The sequence below is a fragment of the Lysinibacillus halotolerans genome (genome assembly GCF_003711845.1).
Lineage (GTDB): Bacteria > Bacillota > Bacilli > Bacillales_A > Planococcaceae > Ureibacillus > Ureibacillus halotolerans.
Map to the genome: position 1 here is coordinate 34,266 of NZ_RHLQ01000027.1, position 13,859 is coordinate 48,124.

General features: G+C 36.7%; 12 protein-coding genes. 2 read left to right on the forward strand and 10 right to left on the reverse strand.

What is annotated here, in order from left to right:
* The first annotated feature begins 171 nt into the window (after window positions 1–171).
* Window positions 172–1,704 (forward strand): glycine betaine uptake BCCT transporter, encoded by a 1,533-nt coding sequence (locus EC501_RS11550; RefSeq protein WP_122972453.1) that lies wholly within the window; start codon window positions 172–174, stop codon window positions 1,702–1,704.
* Window positions 1,705–1,886: 182 nt separating this feature from the next.
* On the opposite strand, the gene EC501_RS11555 is transcribed toward EC501_RS11550, so the two are convergent.
* From EC501_RS11555 to EC501_RS11565, 3 genes are all read right to left on the reverse strand, one after another.
* Window positions 1,887–2,426: a cysteine hydrolase family protein gene (locus EC501_RS11555; RefSeq protein ID WP_122972454.1), complete on the reverse strand. Its 540-nt coding sequence runs from the start codon at window positions 2,424–2,426 to the stop codon at window positions 1,887–1,889.
* A 136-nt stretch (window positions 2,427–2,562) separates the two neighbouring features.
* Entirely contained in the window at window positions 2,563–4,560 is a 1,998-nt protein-coding gene (gene pbp4 / locus EC501_RS11560) for a penicillin-binding protein PBP4(5) (protein WP_122972455.1), read from the reverse strand.
* A gap of 249 nt (window positions 4,561–4,809) precedes the next feature.
* Window positions 4,810–5,601, reverse strand: coding sequence for a carbon-nitrogen family hydrolase (locus EC501_RS11565; protein ID WP_122972456.1), 792 nt, complete (start codon window positions 5,599–5,601; stop codon window positions 4,810–4,812).
* A 151-nt stretch (window positions 5,602–5,752) separates the two neighbouring features.
* Here EC501_RS11565 and EC501_RS11570 point away from each other — a divergent pair, with 151 nt between their 5' ends.
* The gene (locus EC501_RS11570; RefSeq protein ID WP_158599706.1) at window positions 5,753–6,949 is read left to right on the forward strand and encodes a pyridoxal phosphate-dependent aminotransferase; all 1,197 of its coding nucleotides are present in this window, start codon (window positions 5,753–5,755) and stop codon (window positions 6,947–6,949) included.
* Between the two features lie 64 nt (window positions 6,950–7,013).
* Here EC501_RS11570 and EC501_RS11575 read toward each other — a convergent pair whose 3' ends face one another.
* The 7 genes from EC501_RS11575 to ybaK all read right to left on the reverse strand — a co-directional run bounded on the left by EC501_RS11575 (window position 7,014) and on the right by ybaK (window position 13,433).
* Entirely contained in the window at window positions 7,014–7,850 is an 837-nt protein-coding gene (locus EC501_RS11575) for a MetQ/NlpA family ABC transporter substrate-binding protein (RefSeq protein ID WP_122972458.1), read from the reverse strand.
* Between the two features lie 12 nt (window positions 7,851–7,862).
* Window positions 7,863–8,531 (reverse strand): methionine ABC transporter permease, encoded by a 669-nt coding sequence (locus EC501_RS11580; protein ID WP_122972459.1) that lies wholly within the window; start codon window positions 8,529–8,531, stop codon window positions 7,863–7,865.
* Window positions 8,524–9,534 (reverse strand): methionine ABC transporter ATP-binding protein, encoded by a 1,011-nt coding sequence (locus tag EC501_RS11585; RefSeq protein WP_122972460.1) that lies wholly within the window; start codon window positions 9,532–9,534, stop codon window positions 8,524–8,526. The genes EC501_RS11580 and EC501_RS11585 overlap by 8 nt, the downstream gene beginning before the upstream one ends.
* A 217-nt stretch (window positions 9,535–9,751) precedes the next feature.
* Window positions 9,752–10,822 (reverse strand): nucleotide kinase, encoded by a 1,071-nt coding sequence (locus EC501_RS11590; protein WP_241559326.1) that lies wholly within the window; start codon window positions 10,820–10,822, stop codon window positions 9,752–9,754.
* 91 nt (window positions 10,823–10,913) lie between these two features.
* The gene (locus EC501_RS11595) at window positions 10,914–12,101 is read right to left on the reverse strand and encodes a glycine C-acetyltransferase (protein WP_122972461.1); all 1,188 of its coding nucleotides are present in this window, start codon (window positions 12,099–12,101) and stop codon (window positions 10,914–10,916) included.
* A 148-nt stretch (window positions 12,102–12,249) separates the two neighbouring features.
* A complete protein-coding gene (locus EC501_RS11600) occupies window positions 12,250–12,918 on the reverse strand; it encodes a YczE/YyaS/YitT family protein (RefSeq protein ID WP_122972462.1) in 669 nt (222 codons plus the stop codon).
* 29 nt (window positions 12,919–12,947) lie between these two features.
* On the reverse strand, window positions 12,948–13,433 hold the full coding sequence (gene ybaK, locus EC501_RS11605) for a Cys-tRNA(Pro) deacylase (protein WP_122972463.1): 486 nt from the start codon (window positions 13,431–13,433) through the stop codon (window positions 12,948–12,950).
* Between the last annotated feature and the right edge of the window lie 426 nt (window positions 13,434–13,859).

The window sequence follows — 13,859 nt, forward strand, 5'->3', positions numbered from 1 at the left end:
CTAAGGGAAGGAATAGAATAAATATTTTTTGAAAATTAATTGTATCGACAATAACTGATAAAATCCCCTCTTTATTGGAAAAAAACGAATAAATTTGATAGGCTTAAAGAGTTGTCAACTTTTTTAATCATATTAAAAATCGTGAAAACTTTTTGAAGAAAGGAATTTAGGATGAAGAAAATTTCAAATGTTTTTTGGATTTCCGTTGCGATTGTTCTCGCAGCAGTTATATTCGGTGTTGCCGCCCCAAAGAGTTTTGAAGAAGCAACAGGAAATTTACAAGCATTTCTTACGTCGGCATTTGGATGGTATTATTTAATTTTGGTTACAATCATTGTAATTTTTTGTGTTTTTCTTATATTCAGCCCTGTTGGAGCGATAAAATTAGGAAAACCTGATGAGAAACCTGAATTTTCAAGACCCTCCTGGTTTGCCATGTTATTTAGTGCAGGTATGGGGATTGGCCTTGTCTTCTGGGGAGCAGCAGAACCGCTTTCCCATTTTATGGACCCCCCACTAGCTGAACCAGAAACAAATTCAGCATATAAAGAAGCGATGAGATACACATTTTTCCATTGGGGGATTCATGCATGGGGAATATATGCAATAGTGGCGTTAGCATTAGCTTACTTCAATTTCCGTAAGGGAGAACCCGGTCTCATTTCCGCTACATTAAAACCAGTCTTAGGAAAAAAAGCAATGGAAGGCACTTTTGGAACAGTAGTAGACGTTTTAGCTGTTGTCGCAACTGTTGTTGGTGTTGCAACAACTCTAGGATTTGGTGCAACACAAATTAATGGAGGGTTATCTTATTTATTAGGGATACCTAATAATTTTACCATTCAATTTATTATCATAGCTGTTGTTACCGTTCTATTCATCATCTCAGCATCAACTGGATTAGGTAAAGGAATCAAGATTTTAAGTAACACAAATATGTTTGTGGCAATTGCATTATTAGTTTTAATGTTTATCGCGGGACCTACAATCCTCATCTTAAACATGTTTACTGATTCACTCGGTGGCTATATACAAAACATAATTCAAATGAGCTTCCGTATCGCACCACTTAATGAAGAGCATCGTTCTTGGATTAATGACTGGACAATCTTCTATTGGGCATGGTGGATTTCATGGGCGCCATTTGTTGGTATTTTTATCGCCCGTGTATCAAGAGGTAGAACGATACGAGAATTTGTCGTAGGGGTTTTATTACTTCCAGCTCTCGTAAGCTTTATATGGTTCTCTGTGTTTGGAACATCAGCAATTGAGGTTCAAAAAGCTGTAAATATAGACATCTCTCAATTGGCTACTGAAGAAGTTTTATTTGCCATTTTTAATGAATCATCTTGGTCGTTCATTCTATCTGTCGTAGCAATTGTACTTGTTAGTACATTTTTCATTACATCTGCTGATTCCGCAACATTTGTACTTGGCATGCAAACAACGTACGGATCACTTATACCACCTACTAGCGTAAAATTAACGTGGGGTATTGCACAGTCGACTGTAGCTATAGTTCTTTTATATAGTGGAGGACTACAAGCACTACAAAATACATTGGTTATAGCAGCCTTTCCATTTTCCATAATTATTATTTTAATGATGGTTTCACTTTATCGATCTTTAGCAAAAGATAAAAAAGAACTCGGATTGTTTCACAAACCAAAACCACGGAAAAAACCGGAAAAATTAGAACAATAATATGTAAAAAGCTGTCCGAAAAGGGCTGTGCTAGAGAATGTAGTACCAGGTAATACTAAACAATTGCACGAACATACACTACTTAAGTAACAATGAAACACTTTGGTAAACTGAAGAGTAGATTAAACAATAAATTTAAAAAGGATGCCCCTAGTGCGTAAACTTAAGGGCATCCTTTTTGATTAAATAATTTCTGTAAAGAAACATGTTTTCATATGCTGAATAAATGTTTCACCTAAATCTGTAAATGTTGCAACCCCTTGTTTATGAATGGCTGTTTTAAATCCTTCTGCATCGGCTCCTGCTACTGTTAAAAAATCACAAATATCTGTGCAAACGCCTACGACATGGACTTTTTCAACATTGAGAGCTTTTAGCTTTTCAGCTAAGCCCGTTTTAAAGAAAGCGTTGTAATTTGTTTTTGGTTGATAAATAACATTTGGATGGGATTCATGTTCTTTAAACCATGTCATTAAATCCCCATAAAGTTCCTGTCCTTTTGTTCCAATTACATTATGCGGAGACCATAGTTCAAAATGCGGATCATTTTCCTCATGGGCATCCATAGCTACTACCACAACTTGGTCATTATGTAAAAATTCCGTTGCCTTATTAATAATATAAGGTACTATTTCTTGAGCCGGTTTTCCAGCTGTTAAACTCCCGTCGTCCGAAACAAAGTCGTTGCTCATATCTACTATAATGAGTGCTTCTTTTGACATTTCTCTTCCCCCTAAACCATCCTTATTATTATAAATAATTATAATTTAAAAAGAAGAAAAAGGAAAAAGTTTCTATACCGATTCCCTGCCAAAATAAAAAAGAACCTAACAAAAGTTAGACTCTTTCATTAAAAAATTATTGAACTTTTTCTAAAAATTGAATGACTGGTTTAATGAGTTCCGTTGCTGTTTTTTCTACTTCCCGATGATTTTCTACAATCGAAACCGTTAAGTAACTTGAATCATTCGCATCAAAGGCAAATATTAAGCTATTTTCTACTCCACGTTCTCCTTGCGAACCTTTTAACTCTGCTGTACCAGTTTTAGCAGCAAGATTACCTACACCTTTTAGACTATTTGCCGTCCCTTCAGAAGATGTAACGACTTTCATAAGCATTGGTTTAATTGTATCTACGGTTTCTTTTGCAAAAACTTCCTTCGTTTTACTTTCAGCATCTACTAATAGCTTCGGATAAGTTAATACGCCATCATTAGCAAAAACGGAATAGTTTGCTGCCATTTGAATAGGAGACATTAATAATTGACCTTGTCCATAAGCAGTATCCGCAAGTAAAATTTCGGAACCAAACGACTTTTCGTTGGAAATTTGAGCAGGTTCCATTGTTAACGGAAGGTCATAATTTTCACCAAAAGTAAGCTTATTTAACCCTTCACGGAACGTGTCTTCTCCCATTTCCAATACTTCTTGGGCAAAGTAAATATTATCTGATTTCACAAGTGCTGTTTCTAAATTGACTACATCTGTTTCCGTCACACGGGAAATTTTATAGTTCCCCCATGAGTCATCTTTTTGCCATTGCAAACCAGATATTTCGCGAGTTTTATCAACAGTAGTAACACCAGCCTCTAACCCAATAGAAGCAGTAATTGGTTTAAAGGTTGAACCAGGTGCATAACGTGTTGAAAAACGGCTAATAAACGGTTTATTTTCATCATTGTTGTACACATCGTATTGATCTTGCGTAATACCTACGACAAATAAATTCGGATCAAAAGAAGGTTTACTAACAAGGGCTAATAAGTTACCGGATTTCGGCTCCATTACAACTGTAGAACCGGCCGCGTTTTCCAACGAATCAAAAGCTACTTGTTGCACTTGTGCATCAACAGTTACTTGAATGTCTTGTCCATCCTTTTTTTCCACTTGTTGAATCGTTGCGCGTTTTTCACCATTTGCTGTTTCAATATAAATTTCTCCACCGTTTTCTCCACGGAGTTCATCGTTAAATGTTAGCTCGAGACCGCTTCTTCCGATAATATCACCCGATTGTAATGTCGGGTCCTTTTCAATATCTTCCGCAGTTACTTCACCAACATAGCCCGTTAATTGGGCTGCAGCATCCGCTAGTGGATATGCACGGGTTTGTACTTCTTGATATGATACGCCATCAATAACTGTCGCTTCCGTTCCATAGGCTAATGTTTTGAGTGGAACAAAATAGTCCGGCTGTACCCAACTTTGGGATAACTGTTCTTCGATAAATTCAGCCGATATGCCTAACTGTTTCGCAATATTAGCAATTTTAGAAGTCCTTGCTTGTCCTTCGCCTAAATTTTGAGGTACAACTCCAGCCTGATAAGTTGTTGTATTAAAGGCAAGAGGTTTTCCATTGCGGTCAATAATACTTCCTCGTTGGGCTTCATCCACTGTGTAGCGAATTTTATCGTCTGAAAGCATGCCAGGGAAAATTAATTCTGCAGTCCAGTCAATTTTATAAGTATCCCCATCTTCAACCAGCTTTGTTTTATAAGGAATCGATGAAATAGTACCTAGGACAGTATCAAAAGTAGCAGTATAACTTAATGTATGATCTTCTGATATTTCATAATCAATCTTCATATTGGAAACACCAATACCACCATAAATAGCATCATATTTCTCAACAACGGTTTCCTTTGTATAACCTGCAGCTTTAAGAGAATCGGATGTCACAAGACTCGGTATTTTATCAAAGGATTGTTTCTCAATGGCTGAAACCCAAGCCTTTGCCGCATCCTTTAATCGTTCTTCCTTTTTGGCCGATTGCCATTGGGAATAACCAAAGACGGAACCACCTGCTAGTAAAACAACAAGTACAATAGATAATATGACAATCCATTTTTTATTTTTCATATAATCCCCCCTACAATTACTTCTATAGTATATTTCTACATATTTTAAAAAGCTTTTGAACGAATCTATTACCACCTTACCATATTACCGAAATTTATAAAATTCAATATAAATTGGAAATCAAAAAATATGGTCAATAGAATGTATAAAACCCCCCAAAGCTCGAAAGCCCCGAGAGGTCTGCTATAGCTTATGTAAAATCTTAAAATTGTTGCATAAATGAAAGTTAAGAATTTGTAAATGTTAAATTTACTCCTCTACTACTCCACTATACAGACCAGGACGGCGATCGTCATAAACAGGAATGCGACTACGAACTTCATCTACTTTTGAAAAATCTACATCAATAATAGCAAGTTCTTCATCCTCTGCCCCTGTCCATAATACTTCTCCCCACGGTTCGATGATCATCGATTGTCCGTTATAATTTTCAACTTTATGGGAGATACGATTTACTGCAACGACAAAACATTGGTTTTCAATTGCTCTCGCCTGTAATAGTGTTTTCCAATGATCAATACGAGGGGTTGGCCATTGGGCAGAAACAAATAACACTTTTGCCCCCGCTAATGCATGGGCACGCAACCATTCAGGGAATCGAATATCATAGCAAATGACACCACCAGCTTCTAATTCTCCTAAACTAAAAAGATTCATTTCATTACCTGATTCTAAATATTTTTCTTCATTCATCAATCTAAATAAATGGGCTTTATTATATTCGCTCACAAGCTCGCCATTATGGTTATAAACATACATCGTATTATAAAACTTACCGTCACGCTCTGTTGCTACTGAACCACCAACAATATGCATGCCTAGTTCCGTTGATAAGCTTTGTAAAAACGCCTTTGTACGAATACCTTCGTGATCAGCTATTTCACCTAATTTTTCTAATGCATAACCTGTATTCCACATTTCAGGTAAAATAACAATTTCCGCACCTTTACTTGCTGCTTCGCGAATAAATTTTTCAGCACGTTCGAAATTTTCATCTACTTTTCCAAATCTAACATTTAGCTGAATACATCCGATTTTCATTGCGATAACCCCCTAGACATTTTTACTTAAAAGTACTATTATTCCTACATATCTAATAGTAATTATATTCTGAATTTGATACAAAGTATAGCGATTATACTATGTAGTTAGTTTAAGAAAAAGAATAAAATGGGAAGAAGAGGAATGAATAATGAAATTATCTAATAAACTGCAAAAACTCCCTACTCAATTTTTTGCATCCCTTGTACAAAAGGTTAATGCAGCGATTGCAGAAGGTCGAGATGTTATCAATTTAGGACAGGGAAATCCAGACCGCCCAACACCACCACATATTGTGAGTGCACTGCAATTGGCAGCAGAAGACCCTCAAACCCATAAGTACTCGCCTTTCCAAGGAATTCAACAATTAAAGGAAGCAGCTGCCAATTTTTATAAACGGGAATACGGTGTCGATATCGATCCAAACCGTGAAGTTGCCATACTAGGTGGTTCTAAAATTGGCTTAGTTGAGTTGCCGATCGCTGTTCTAAATCCTGGAGATTATATGCTTCTTCCTGATCCGGGTTATCCCGATTATTTATCAGGAGTTGTCCTTGGTGATGTCCATTACGATACGCTTCCGCTGACCGAGGATAACGACTTTTTACCAGATTATGAATCATTATCTGATGAAATAAAACAAAGAGCAAAATTAATGTATTTAAATTATCCAAATAATCCAACTGGCGCCACTGCCACTCTTGAGTTTTTCCAACAAACGGTTGACTTTGCAAAGCAAAATGATGTAGCCGTTGTTCACGATTTTGCTTACGGTGCCCTTGGATTTGATGGTGAACGTCCTCCGAGTTTCCTCCAAATAGAAGGAGCTAAAGAAGTTGGAGTTGAACTTTACACGCTATCTAAAACGTACAATATGGCCGGTTGGCGGGTTGGATTTGCAGTAGGTAACGCAGATATTATTGCCGCTTTAAACTTAATTCAAGATCATCTATTCTGTAGCATCTTCCCTGCTATTCAACATGCCGCAATTGCCGCTCTAAACGAAGATCAGCATTGTGTAGAAGAACAACTTGCCATTTACGAAAGAAGACGTAATGTTTTCATTGAAGAAGCCCATCGCATTGGTTGGGACGTAGTGGCGCCAAAAGGTTCATTTTTTGCATGGTTAAAAGTTCCTGAAGGCTATACGAGTGAACAATTTGCCGATCTTTTACTTGAAAAAGCAAACGTAGCAGTTGCGGCTGGTAACGGCTTCGGTGAGTATGGAGAAGGTTACATTCGAGTCGGCTTATTAGTAGATGAAAGTCGGTTAAAAGAAGCGATAAGTCGTATCGAAGCGTTAGGTTTATTTAAAGGCGAACCGATTTCAATAACGAAATCAAATTGAACTTAAAATAATAAAAAAGAAAAGGTTAAAGCGTTTATTCAAACGCCTTAACCTTTTTTATCTATTAGCGATTAACCATCCACTCTGGTTTACTAAAACCTTGGAAGTCTTTATCAATTACTTCTTCATATTCAACTGATTCAATAATTTCAACTAAATCTTTTGCTAACTGACTATCTTTATTTTCTGCTTTAATAGCAACAACATTACGATACTTTTCATTCATATCTTCTAAAAATACCGCATTCATTAAATCTAATCCTGCAGCTAGGGCAAAGTTACCAGGTACACCGGCTACGTCCGCATTTTCAATTTGACGCGGAAGGGAACCTGCCTCTACTGGTTGGAACACTAAGTTTTTATCATTTTTTACGATATCTTTTTCTGAAGCCGTTAACTCGTCAATATTGGGATCAATTTCAATAAGTCCCTGAGCCTGTAATGTTAAAAGGGTACGAGCAGCGTTAGATGGGTCGTTTGCAATCGCAACTGTTGCCCCGTCTTCAATTTCCTCCACAGAAGAATACTTTTCGGAGAAGAAGCCCATTGGTGCTGTAGGTACTGAAATTAATGCTTCTAAATCCATATCATTTTGCTGTTCAAAAGTTTCTAAGTAAATGGAATGTTGGAAAAGATTCGCATCAATATCCCCATTGTTTAAAGCATTATTTGGTTGAACATAATCACTAAATTCAACTCTATCCACTTTGTAACCTTTTTCCTCTAATTGGGGAATAATTGCTTTTGTTAACATGTCACTATAAGGACCTGCCGTAGCCCCTAATTTAATCTCTTTGCTTTCTCCACCTTCGTTCGATGAAGTCCCTTCATCGTTTCCACCACATGCCGCAAGTATTATCGCTAATGCAAGGGTTAAAAATGTTAATAAATACTTTTTCACATCTATCTCTCCTTATCGTTTATCGATTGATTTTGCAATCTGTTCGCCAATTAATTGAATGAGTTGTACGAAAATAATTAAAATGACCACAGTTGAAATCATAATTGTATCGTCATAACGGTAATAGCCGAACCGAATCGCTAAATCACCGATACCACCACCACCAATAGTTCCTGCCATCGCAGAGTAAGCAACTAAACTTATAACGGTTAATGTAATTCCTCGAATAATCGTTGACTTTGCCTCTGGAATAAGGACATCTTTTATAATCATCCAAGGGGTAGCCCCTACTGCGATTGTTGCTTCAATTACTCCTTTATCAATATCTCTTAAAGACGATTCGACAAGACGAGCAAAATAAGGAATTGCCGCCACAGAAAGGGATACACTCGCCGCAACAGGACCAATTGTACTTCCTACTAATAATTTTGTTAATGGGAATAACGCAACGAGTAATATTATAAAAGGGATAGACCTAATAATATTCACTGCAAATCCAAAAATACTTTTGATAAAACGGTTTTCCCAAAACAATCCTTTATCCGTAACAAACAATAATATACCAAGGGGTAACCCAATGATGAGGGAGATTGAAAGGGAAATTCCAATCATAATTAATGTTTCAGTAAAGGCTTTCCAAATATCTGGTAACATGCTAATGAAATAGGGAAAATCAAACATGTTCAATCACCTCCACTAGCGCGCCTCGTTGTTCCATATAATGCTTGGCCTCGTTTACAGCGGCTGGTTCACCTTGTAATTCCATGATGAAAATCCCAAGTGGACGTTCTTGTATGTATTCAATCGTGCCATGTAAAAAGTTCCCTTTCACATTAAACCGTTGCATCGTGTCCGAAATAACTCCCTCTCCTGCGACATCACCTTTAAATAATATTTTCATAACTTGTCCCTTTACCCCTTTTAAGATTTCATTAGGAATCTCAAAAGATACGACACTATTAATAAATTCCTTCGTTAAAAGTTCCTTTGGTTCTGCGAAGATATCATACACTTCTCCTTCTTCAATAACACGACCATCCTGCATAATCGCCATTCGATTACAAATTTCCTTTACAACATCCATTTCGTGGGTAATTAATACGATTGTAATACCAAGTCGTCGATTAATTTCCTTTAACAATTTTAATATGGAAAGAGTCGTTTTCGGATCCAGTGCAGAAGTTGCTTCATCGCAAAGTAAAATGGAAGGATTATTAGCAAGGGCACGGGCAATTCCAACTCGTTGCTTTTGACCACCACTAAGTTGCCCAGGATACACATCTCGTTTGTCCGTTAACCCTACCATTTCTAGTAATTCCGCAACTCGTCCTGGGATTTTATTTTTAGGGGTCTTTGCTGCACGTAAAGCAAATGCAATATTCTCTCCAACGGTCTTTTGACTAATTAAATAAAAGTGTTGAAAAATCATTCCAATTTTTAATCGGGCAACTCGCAGTTTACTACCGGATAGTTTTGTTAAATCGATACCATCAACGAGTATCTTCCCACTAGTCGGTCTTTCTAATAGATTGACACAACGAAGTAATGAACTTTTACCCGCTCCGGAATATCCGACTATTCCAAAAACGTCTCCTTTATTTATTTTTAAAGAGACATGATCTACCCCGACTACTTTTTTATTTTTAGATTCATATATTTTCGTAATATTTTGAAACTCTAACATGTACCTCTCCTAACTGGTCACTATTAATACCAACTAAATATCTATATTTTATCAAAATACATTGAAATCCCTGTATTGTCAATAAATACAGAGAAATTGTTTTATAAGGAACAAAATAGAATGGGGGCTGGGCCGTCCAGCAACTTTTACTTTTGGACGTCCCCACTTTAAATGTTATTAACCCCCATATGATTTAAGTTGAAAACCATTTACTCTCTCATAAAAATAATCCCTTTGTCCGCTTATCAAACTCTTCTAAATCGATTGCTTGATCTATTATTTCCCGTACCTTTCTCTCTTCCTGAGCATATAAATTGGCATTAACTGTCGCATCAGAAATAGCCGATTTATATTTTGCAACAATCTTTTGTATATTGTTTTCCTCAACCTCTGTTGGATGGCAATGCTGAGCAATGTCTAAGATTTCATCGCCAGCTCGGCTTTCATCTGGGAAGTAAACATGTGGTTCAGTGCTGTCAAAAATACAAAACTTTAGCTCTGGTAAAATCACCATATCTACTGAATTTGAATCAAGACCACACCATACCATTTGCACATCATATCCTCTTGATACTGCTTCATCAGCAATTTTTTTCATCATCGATGACTTTCCGGTGCCTGGGTAACCTTTTATAAACAACCTTCTTTCAAGATTTTGCGTAATGCTTTGAACCGTATCCCGCGCACCCCTTGGTGTTAATGTTCCAAGTAGACGGTGTGTTCTTTTTGCCATTTTAGCTTGTTTTGCGTCCCCAAAAAGAACGTTCTTTAGTTCATCAAATTGTTCATCTAATCCTTGCCAGTTCATATATCTTCTCGTTTCAACTTCCCAATCATCGTGAATTTTTATCGCATTAGCTAAAGCAGAAAAGCAATCTTGATAGTATTTCGCTTTTGTTTCATATAATTGTTCAAGTTGCTCACCATGTAAAATAAGCTTCTGCTCATCTAGACAATCGTATAATGAAATGACTTTATCTCTTTTTCCTAATACTATAGGTTCAACAGATGGGGTGTTAGCTTGGAGGTAAAGAATGTTGTATGGGTTTTTTACGAATATAGCCTCGAAGGTTTTTTCAAAAAGTGGATCAAGGAAGTATTCAACGTCTACTCCTTTGTTGATGTAATGAGTTGCAAGTTTTTCAAGCAGATCAGATATTTTAAAACTGTGGGCTCCTTTTAGAAGATATACTGTGTTTGCTTCCGTACTCATTAATTCTTTATATAAATGTTTCATGCCTTGCCCAGTCATTGCTTGCCCGAAAAAGTATGTTATTGTCCCAGTCAAAACTTCATCCTTCCATCGATTTGTTAACCTTATTTTTATGTCGATAGCCTAAAAAAGGTACCTAGTTTTCGTTCACTAGGTACCTCAATCTTTAGATTACTCCCAATTCGCGGCCTACTTTTTCATAAATTGCAAGTGCGTTATCAAGCATTTCTTTCGTGTGAGCTGCTGTTGGCATATTGCGCACACGTCCTGTTCCTTTTGGTACTGTAGGGAAGACAATCGCCTTTGCGTAAACCCCTTCTTCTACAAGGCGTTTCGAAAATTGTTGCGTTAGCTTTTCATCCCCAATGATACATGGAGTAATTGGTGTTTCTGACGCACCGATGTTAAATCCTAGCTTTTTCAAACCAGCTTTTAAATAATCACCATTTTCCCATAATTGATCATGTAATTCTGTGGAATCCATAATCATTTGCAATGCACGCGTAATTGCTGCTACATCGCCCGGAGTCACCGCAGTTGAAAATAGGAATGGACGGGAGCGAACTTTTAACCAGTCGATTAAGTTTTTCTTCCCTGCCACATAACCACCTACTACCCCAATCGCTTTCGAAAGGGTACCAATTTGGAAGTCGATTTCTTTTTCAAGTCCGAAATGTTTTACAGTTCCTTTTCCTTTACCTGTTACACCTGAACCATGAGCATCATCTACATAAGTAATTAAGTCGAACTCTTTTGCAATTTCCACAATTTCAGGAAGCTTTGCAATGTCGCCATCCATTGAGAAAACGCCATCTGTAATCACCATAATTTTATTGTATAAGCCTGACTCTTTCGCTTCTTTTGCCTTTGCACGAAGGTCGTCCATGTCCGAATGATTATACGCAATAATTTTTGCCTTTGAAAGCCTACAACCGTCAATAATGGATGCATGGTTTAATTGATCTGACAGAATCGCATCATTTTTATCCATAACTGCAGAGATGGCAGCCATATTACAGTTAAAGCCAGATTGATAAGAAATCGCTGCTTCCGTTCCTTTAAATTCGGCAAGCTTTTCTTCTAAAAGTACATGAAGGTCCATCGTTCCGTTAATCGTCCGGACCGCCCCTGCTCCTACACCATATTTATCAATAGCTTTCTTTGCTACTTGTTTTAATTCTTCATTTGTTGCTAAGCCTAAATAGTTGTTTGAAGATAAGTTAATTAATTGTTTCCCATTTACTTGAATCATTGGGCCATTAGCGCCTTCAACGGCATCGATTTCGTTATATAGCCCTTGATCTCGTAAAGCTTCTAAATTTTCATTCAGAAATGCATCTAAAATTTTAGACATGAATTTCATCCCCTTTTACTTCAGTTAGTTAGATTTTAGCATATTCAAAGGATTTTTCTACATGAAGGATTAATTTAAGCCATCCTCCCCTTTAGTGTAACTGTATCTGTTCAAAGATTCCATTCAATATCAAAAAAACTCGCAAAAGCTACGATTCTTTTGCGAGTTTATCTGTTTTCTGACTAGGGAAAACGTTGTTAGTAACCGATTCATTTAATTTAGTATGGAGCATGTTTCGGAAAAAAGGTAGCGCCGACTGCACAATATACCCTGTAAAAAAAGCTATAATAATCGTACCTAATCCGATAGGTCCGCCTAACAACCATCCGATACCAGCAATAAAGGCTTCCATCAACAATCGAGCATTTCCGATAGATAAAGAAAACTTCTCAGAAATAATGATCATCAATGTATCCCTTGGTCCAGCTCCAAGATTAGGTGAAATATAGAGGGCACAACCTATCCCTAAAACGATAACACCTAACATGAAATATATATAATCAACTATCAATCCAGTTGAATTTGGTAGTATCCAATTAAAAAAGTCAATAAAAGTTCCACATAGTAGCATGTTGATAATTGTAGCGAGTTTTGGCCACTCCTTTAAATAAAGAGAGGTCGATCCAACAATAACGACTCCCGTTAAAATGGACCAAGTCCCTACCGTTAATCCTATATGATGAAACAGAGCAACATGTAATACATCCCAGGCACTTACGCCTATTGCCTTTCCTTTAATAATCATGGAGACGCCAAGGGACATCACCATAAGTCCAATAAAGAAGAACAACCATTTCCACTTTAATTCTCTTCCCAATTTAAAGCCTTCTTTCTATTAAATAACAACTATAAAACTGTCAATTTCGCAACGCGTGCATTTGTTACGCTGATTAAATGTTGAGGATGTAATTTAATCTGCATACCAATTTTCCCTGCGCTGACTACGATATACTCCAATTGATGGACAGATTCATCTAGAAACGTTGGAAATAACTTTTTCATGCCAATAGGTGAACATCCTCCCCGAACATAACCAGTCGTTGCTAACAAATCCTTCACATGTAGCATTTCTAATTTTTTAACGCCTGAGATCTTTGCGCATCCTTTTAAATCGAGTTCTTCGGATACAGGAATGACAAAAACAAAAAACTTCCCACTTCCCGCTGTCGTAACTAAAGTTTTAAACACATGGGAAACTGGAAATCCAACTTTCTTTGCTACACTCACACCATCGATATGATCGTCTACATCATATTCAATTAAGTTATAAGAGATTTTTTGTTGATCCAATAAACGAACTGCGTTAGTTTTGACTAGTTTTCCTTTCGCCATTTTCATCACCGCTCCTATACATAATTAAAAAGCCTATATCTACTATAACAAAGTTGTCAAATTTCGTTTATAAATTTTTGTAGAAAAATAAAATGTCATAAAATTGCGGAATATCAAAAAGAGGCTGGGACAAAACCCTCCTCTAAATAAAAAAAGCCGGTGAAATTTTACGAAAAGTAAAATTTCACCGGCTTTGAATTTTTTACAATAAAATAAGGACCTCTTCTGATAAAATTAAGTTACCACACAAAACCATATCGAAAGAAGGATCCTTATGTTTAAAGATTATAACATGAATCAACTCATTTTGCCTTTAGATTTAGAAGTAAAATTACAAAATAATGATATTGCTTTCCATATCCATCATCTAGTTGAAAGTATCCCTCATGAAGCGTTCGAACCATTTCTACGAAATGAGGGGTGTCC

Excerpts from the sequence above, each read along its gene's own strand:
- pbp4 (WP_122972455.1), bottom strand. The coding sequence starts at position 4,560 with ATGAAAAATAAAAAATGGATTGTCATATTATCTATTGTACTTGTTGTT.
- EC501_RS11570 (WP_158599706.1), top strand. The coding sequence starts at position 5,753 with ATGAAATTATCTAATAAACTGCAAAAACTCCCTACTCAATTTTTTGCA.
- EC501_RS11555 (WP_122972454.1), bottom strand. The coding sequence starts at position 2,426 with ATGTCAAAAGAAGCACTCATTATAGTAGATATGAGCAACGACTTTGTT.
- EC501_RS11550 (WP_122972453.1), top strand. The coding sequence starts at position 172 with ATGAAGAAAATTTCAAATGTTTTTTGGATTTCCGTTGCGATTGTTCTC.
- EC501_RS11595 (WP_122972461.1), bottom strand. The coding sequence starts at position 12,101 with ATGTCTAAAATTTTAGATGCATTTCTGAATGAAAATTTAGAAGCTTTA.
- EC501_RS11580 (WP_122972459.1), bottom strand. The coding sequence starts at position 8,531 with ATGTTTGATTTTCCCTATTTCATTAGCATGTTACCAGATATTTGGAAA.
- ybaK (WP_122972463.1), bottom strand. The coding sequence starts at position 13,433 with ATGGCGAAAGGAAAACTAGTCAAAACTAACGCAGTTCGTTTATTGGAT.
- EC501_RS11585 (WP_122972460.1), bottom strand. The coding sequence starts at position 9,534 with ATGTTAGAGTTTCAAAATATTACGAAAATATATGAATCTAAAAATAAA.
- EC501_RS11565 (WP_122972456.1), bottom strand. The coding sequence starts at position 5,601 with ATGAAAATCGGATGTATTCAGCTAAATGTTAGATTTGGAAAAGTAGAT.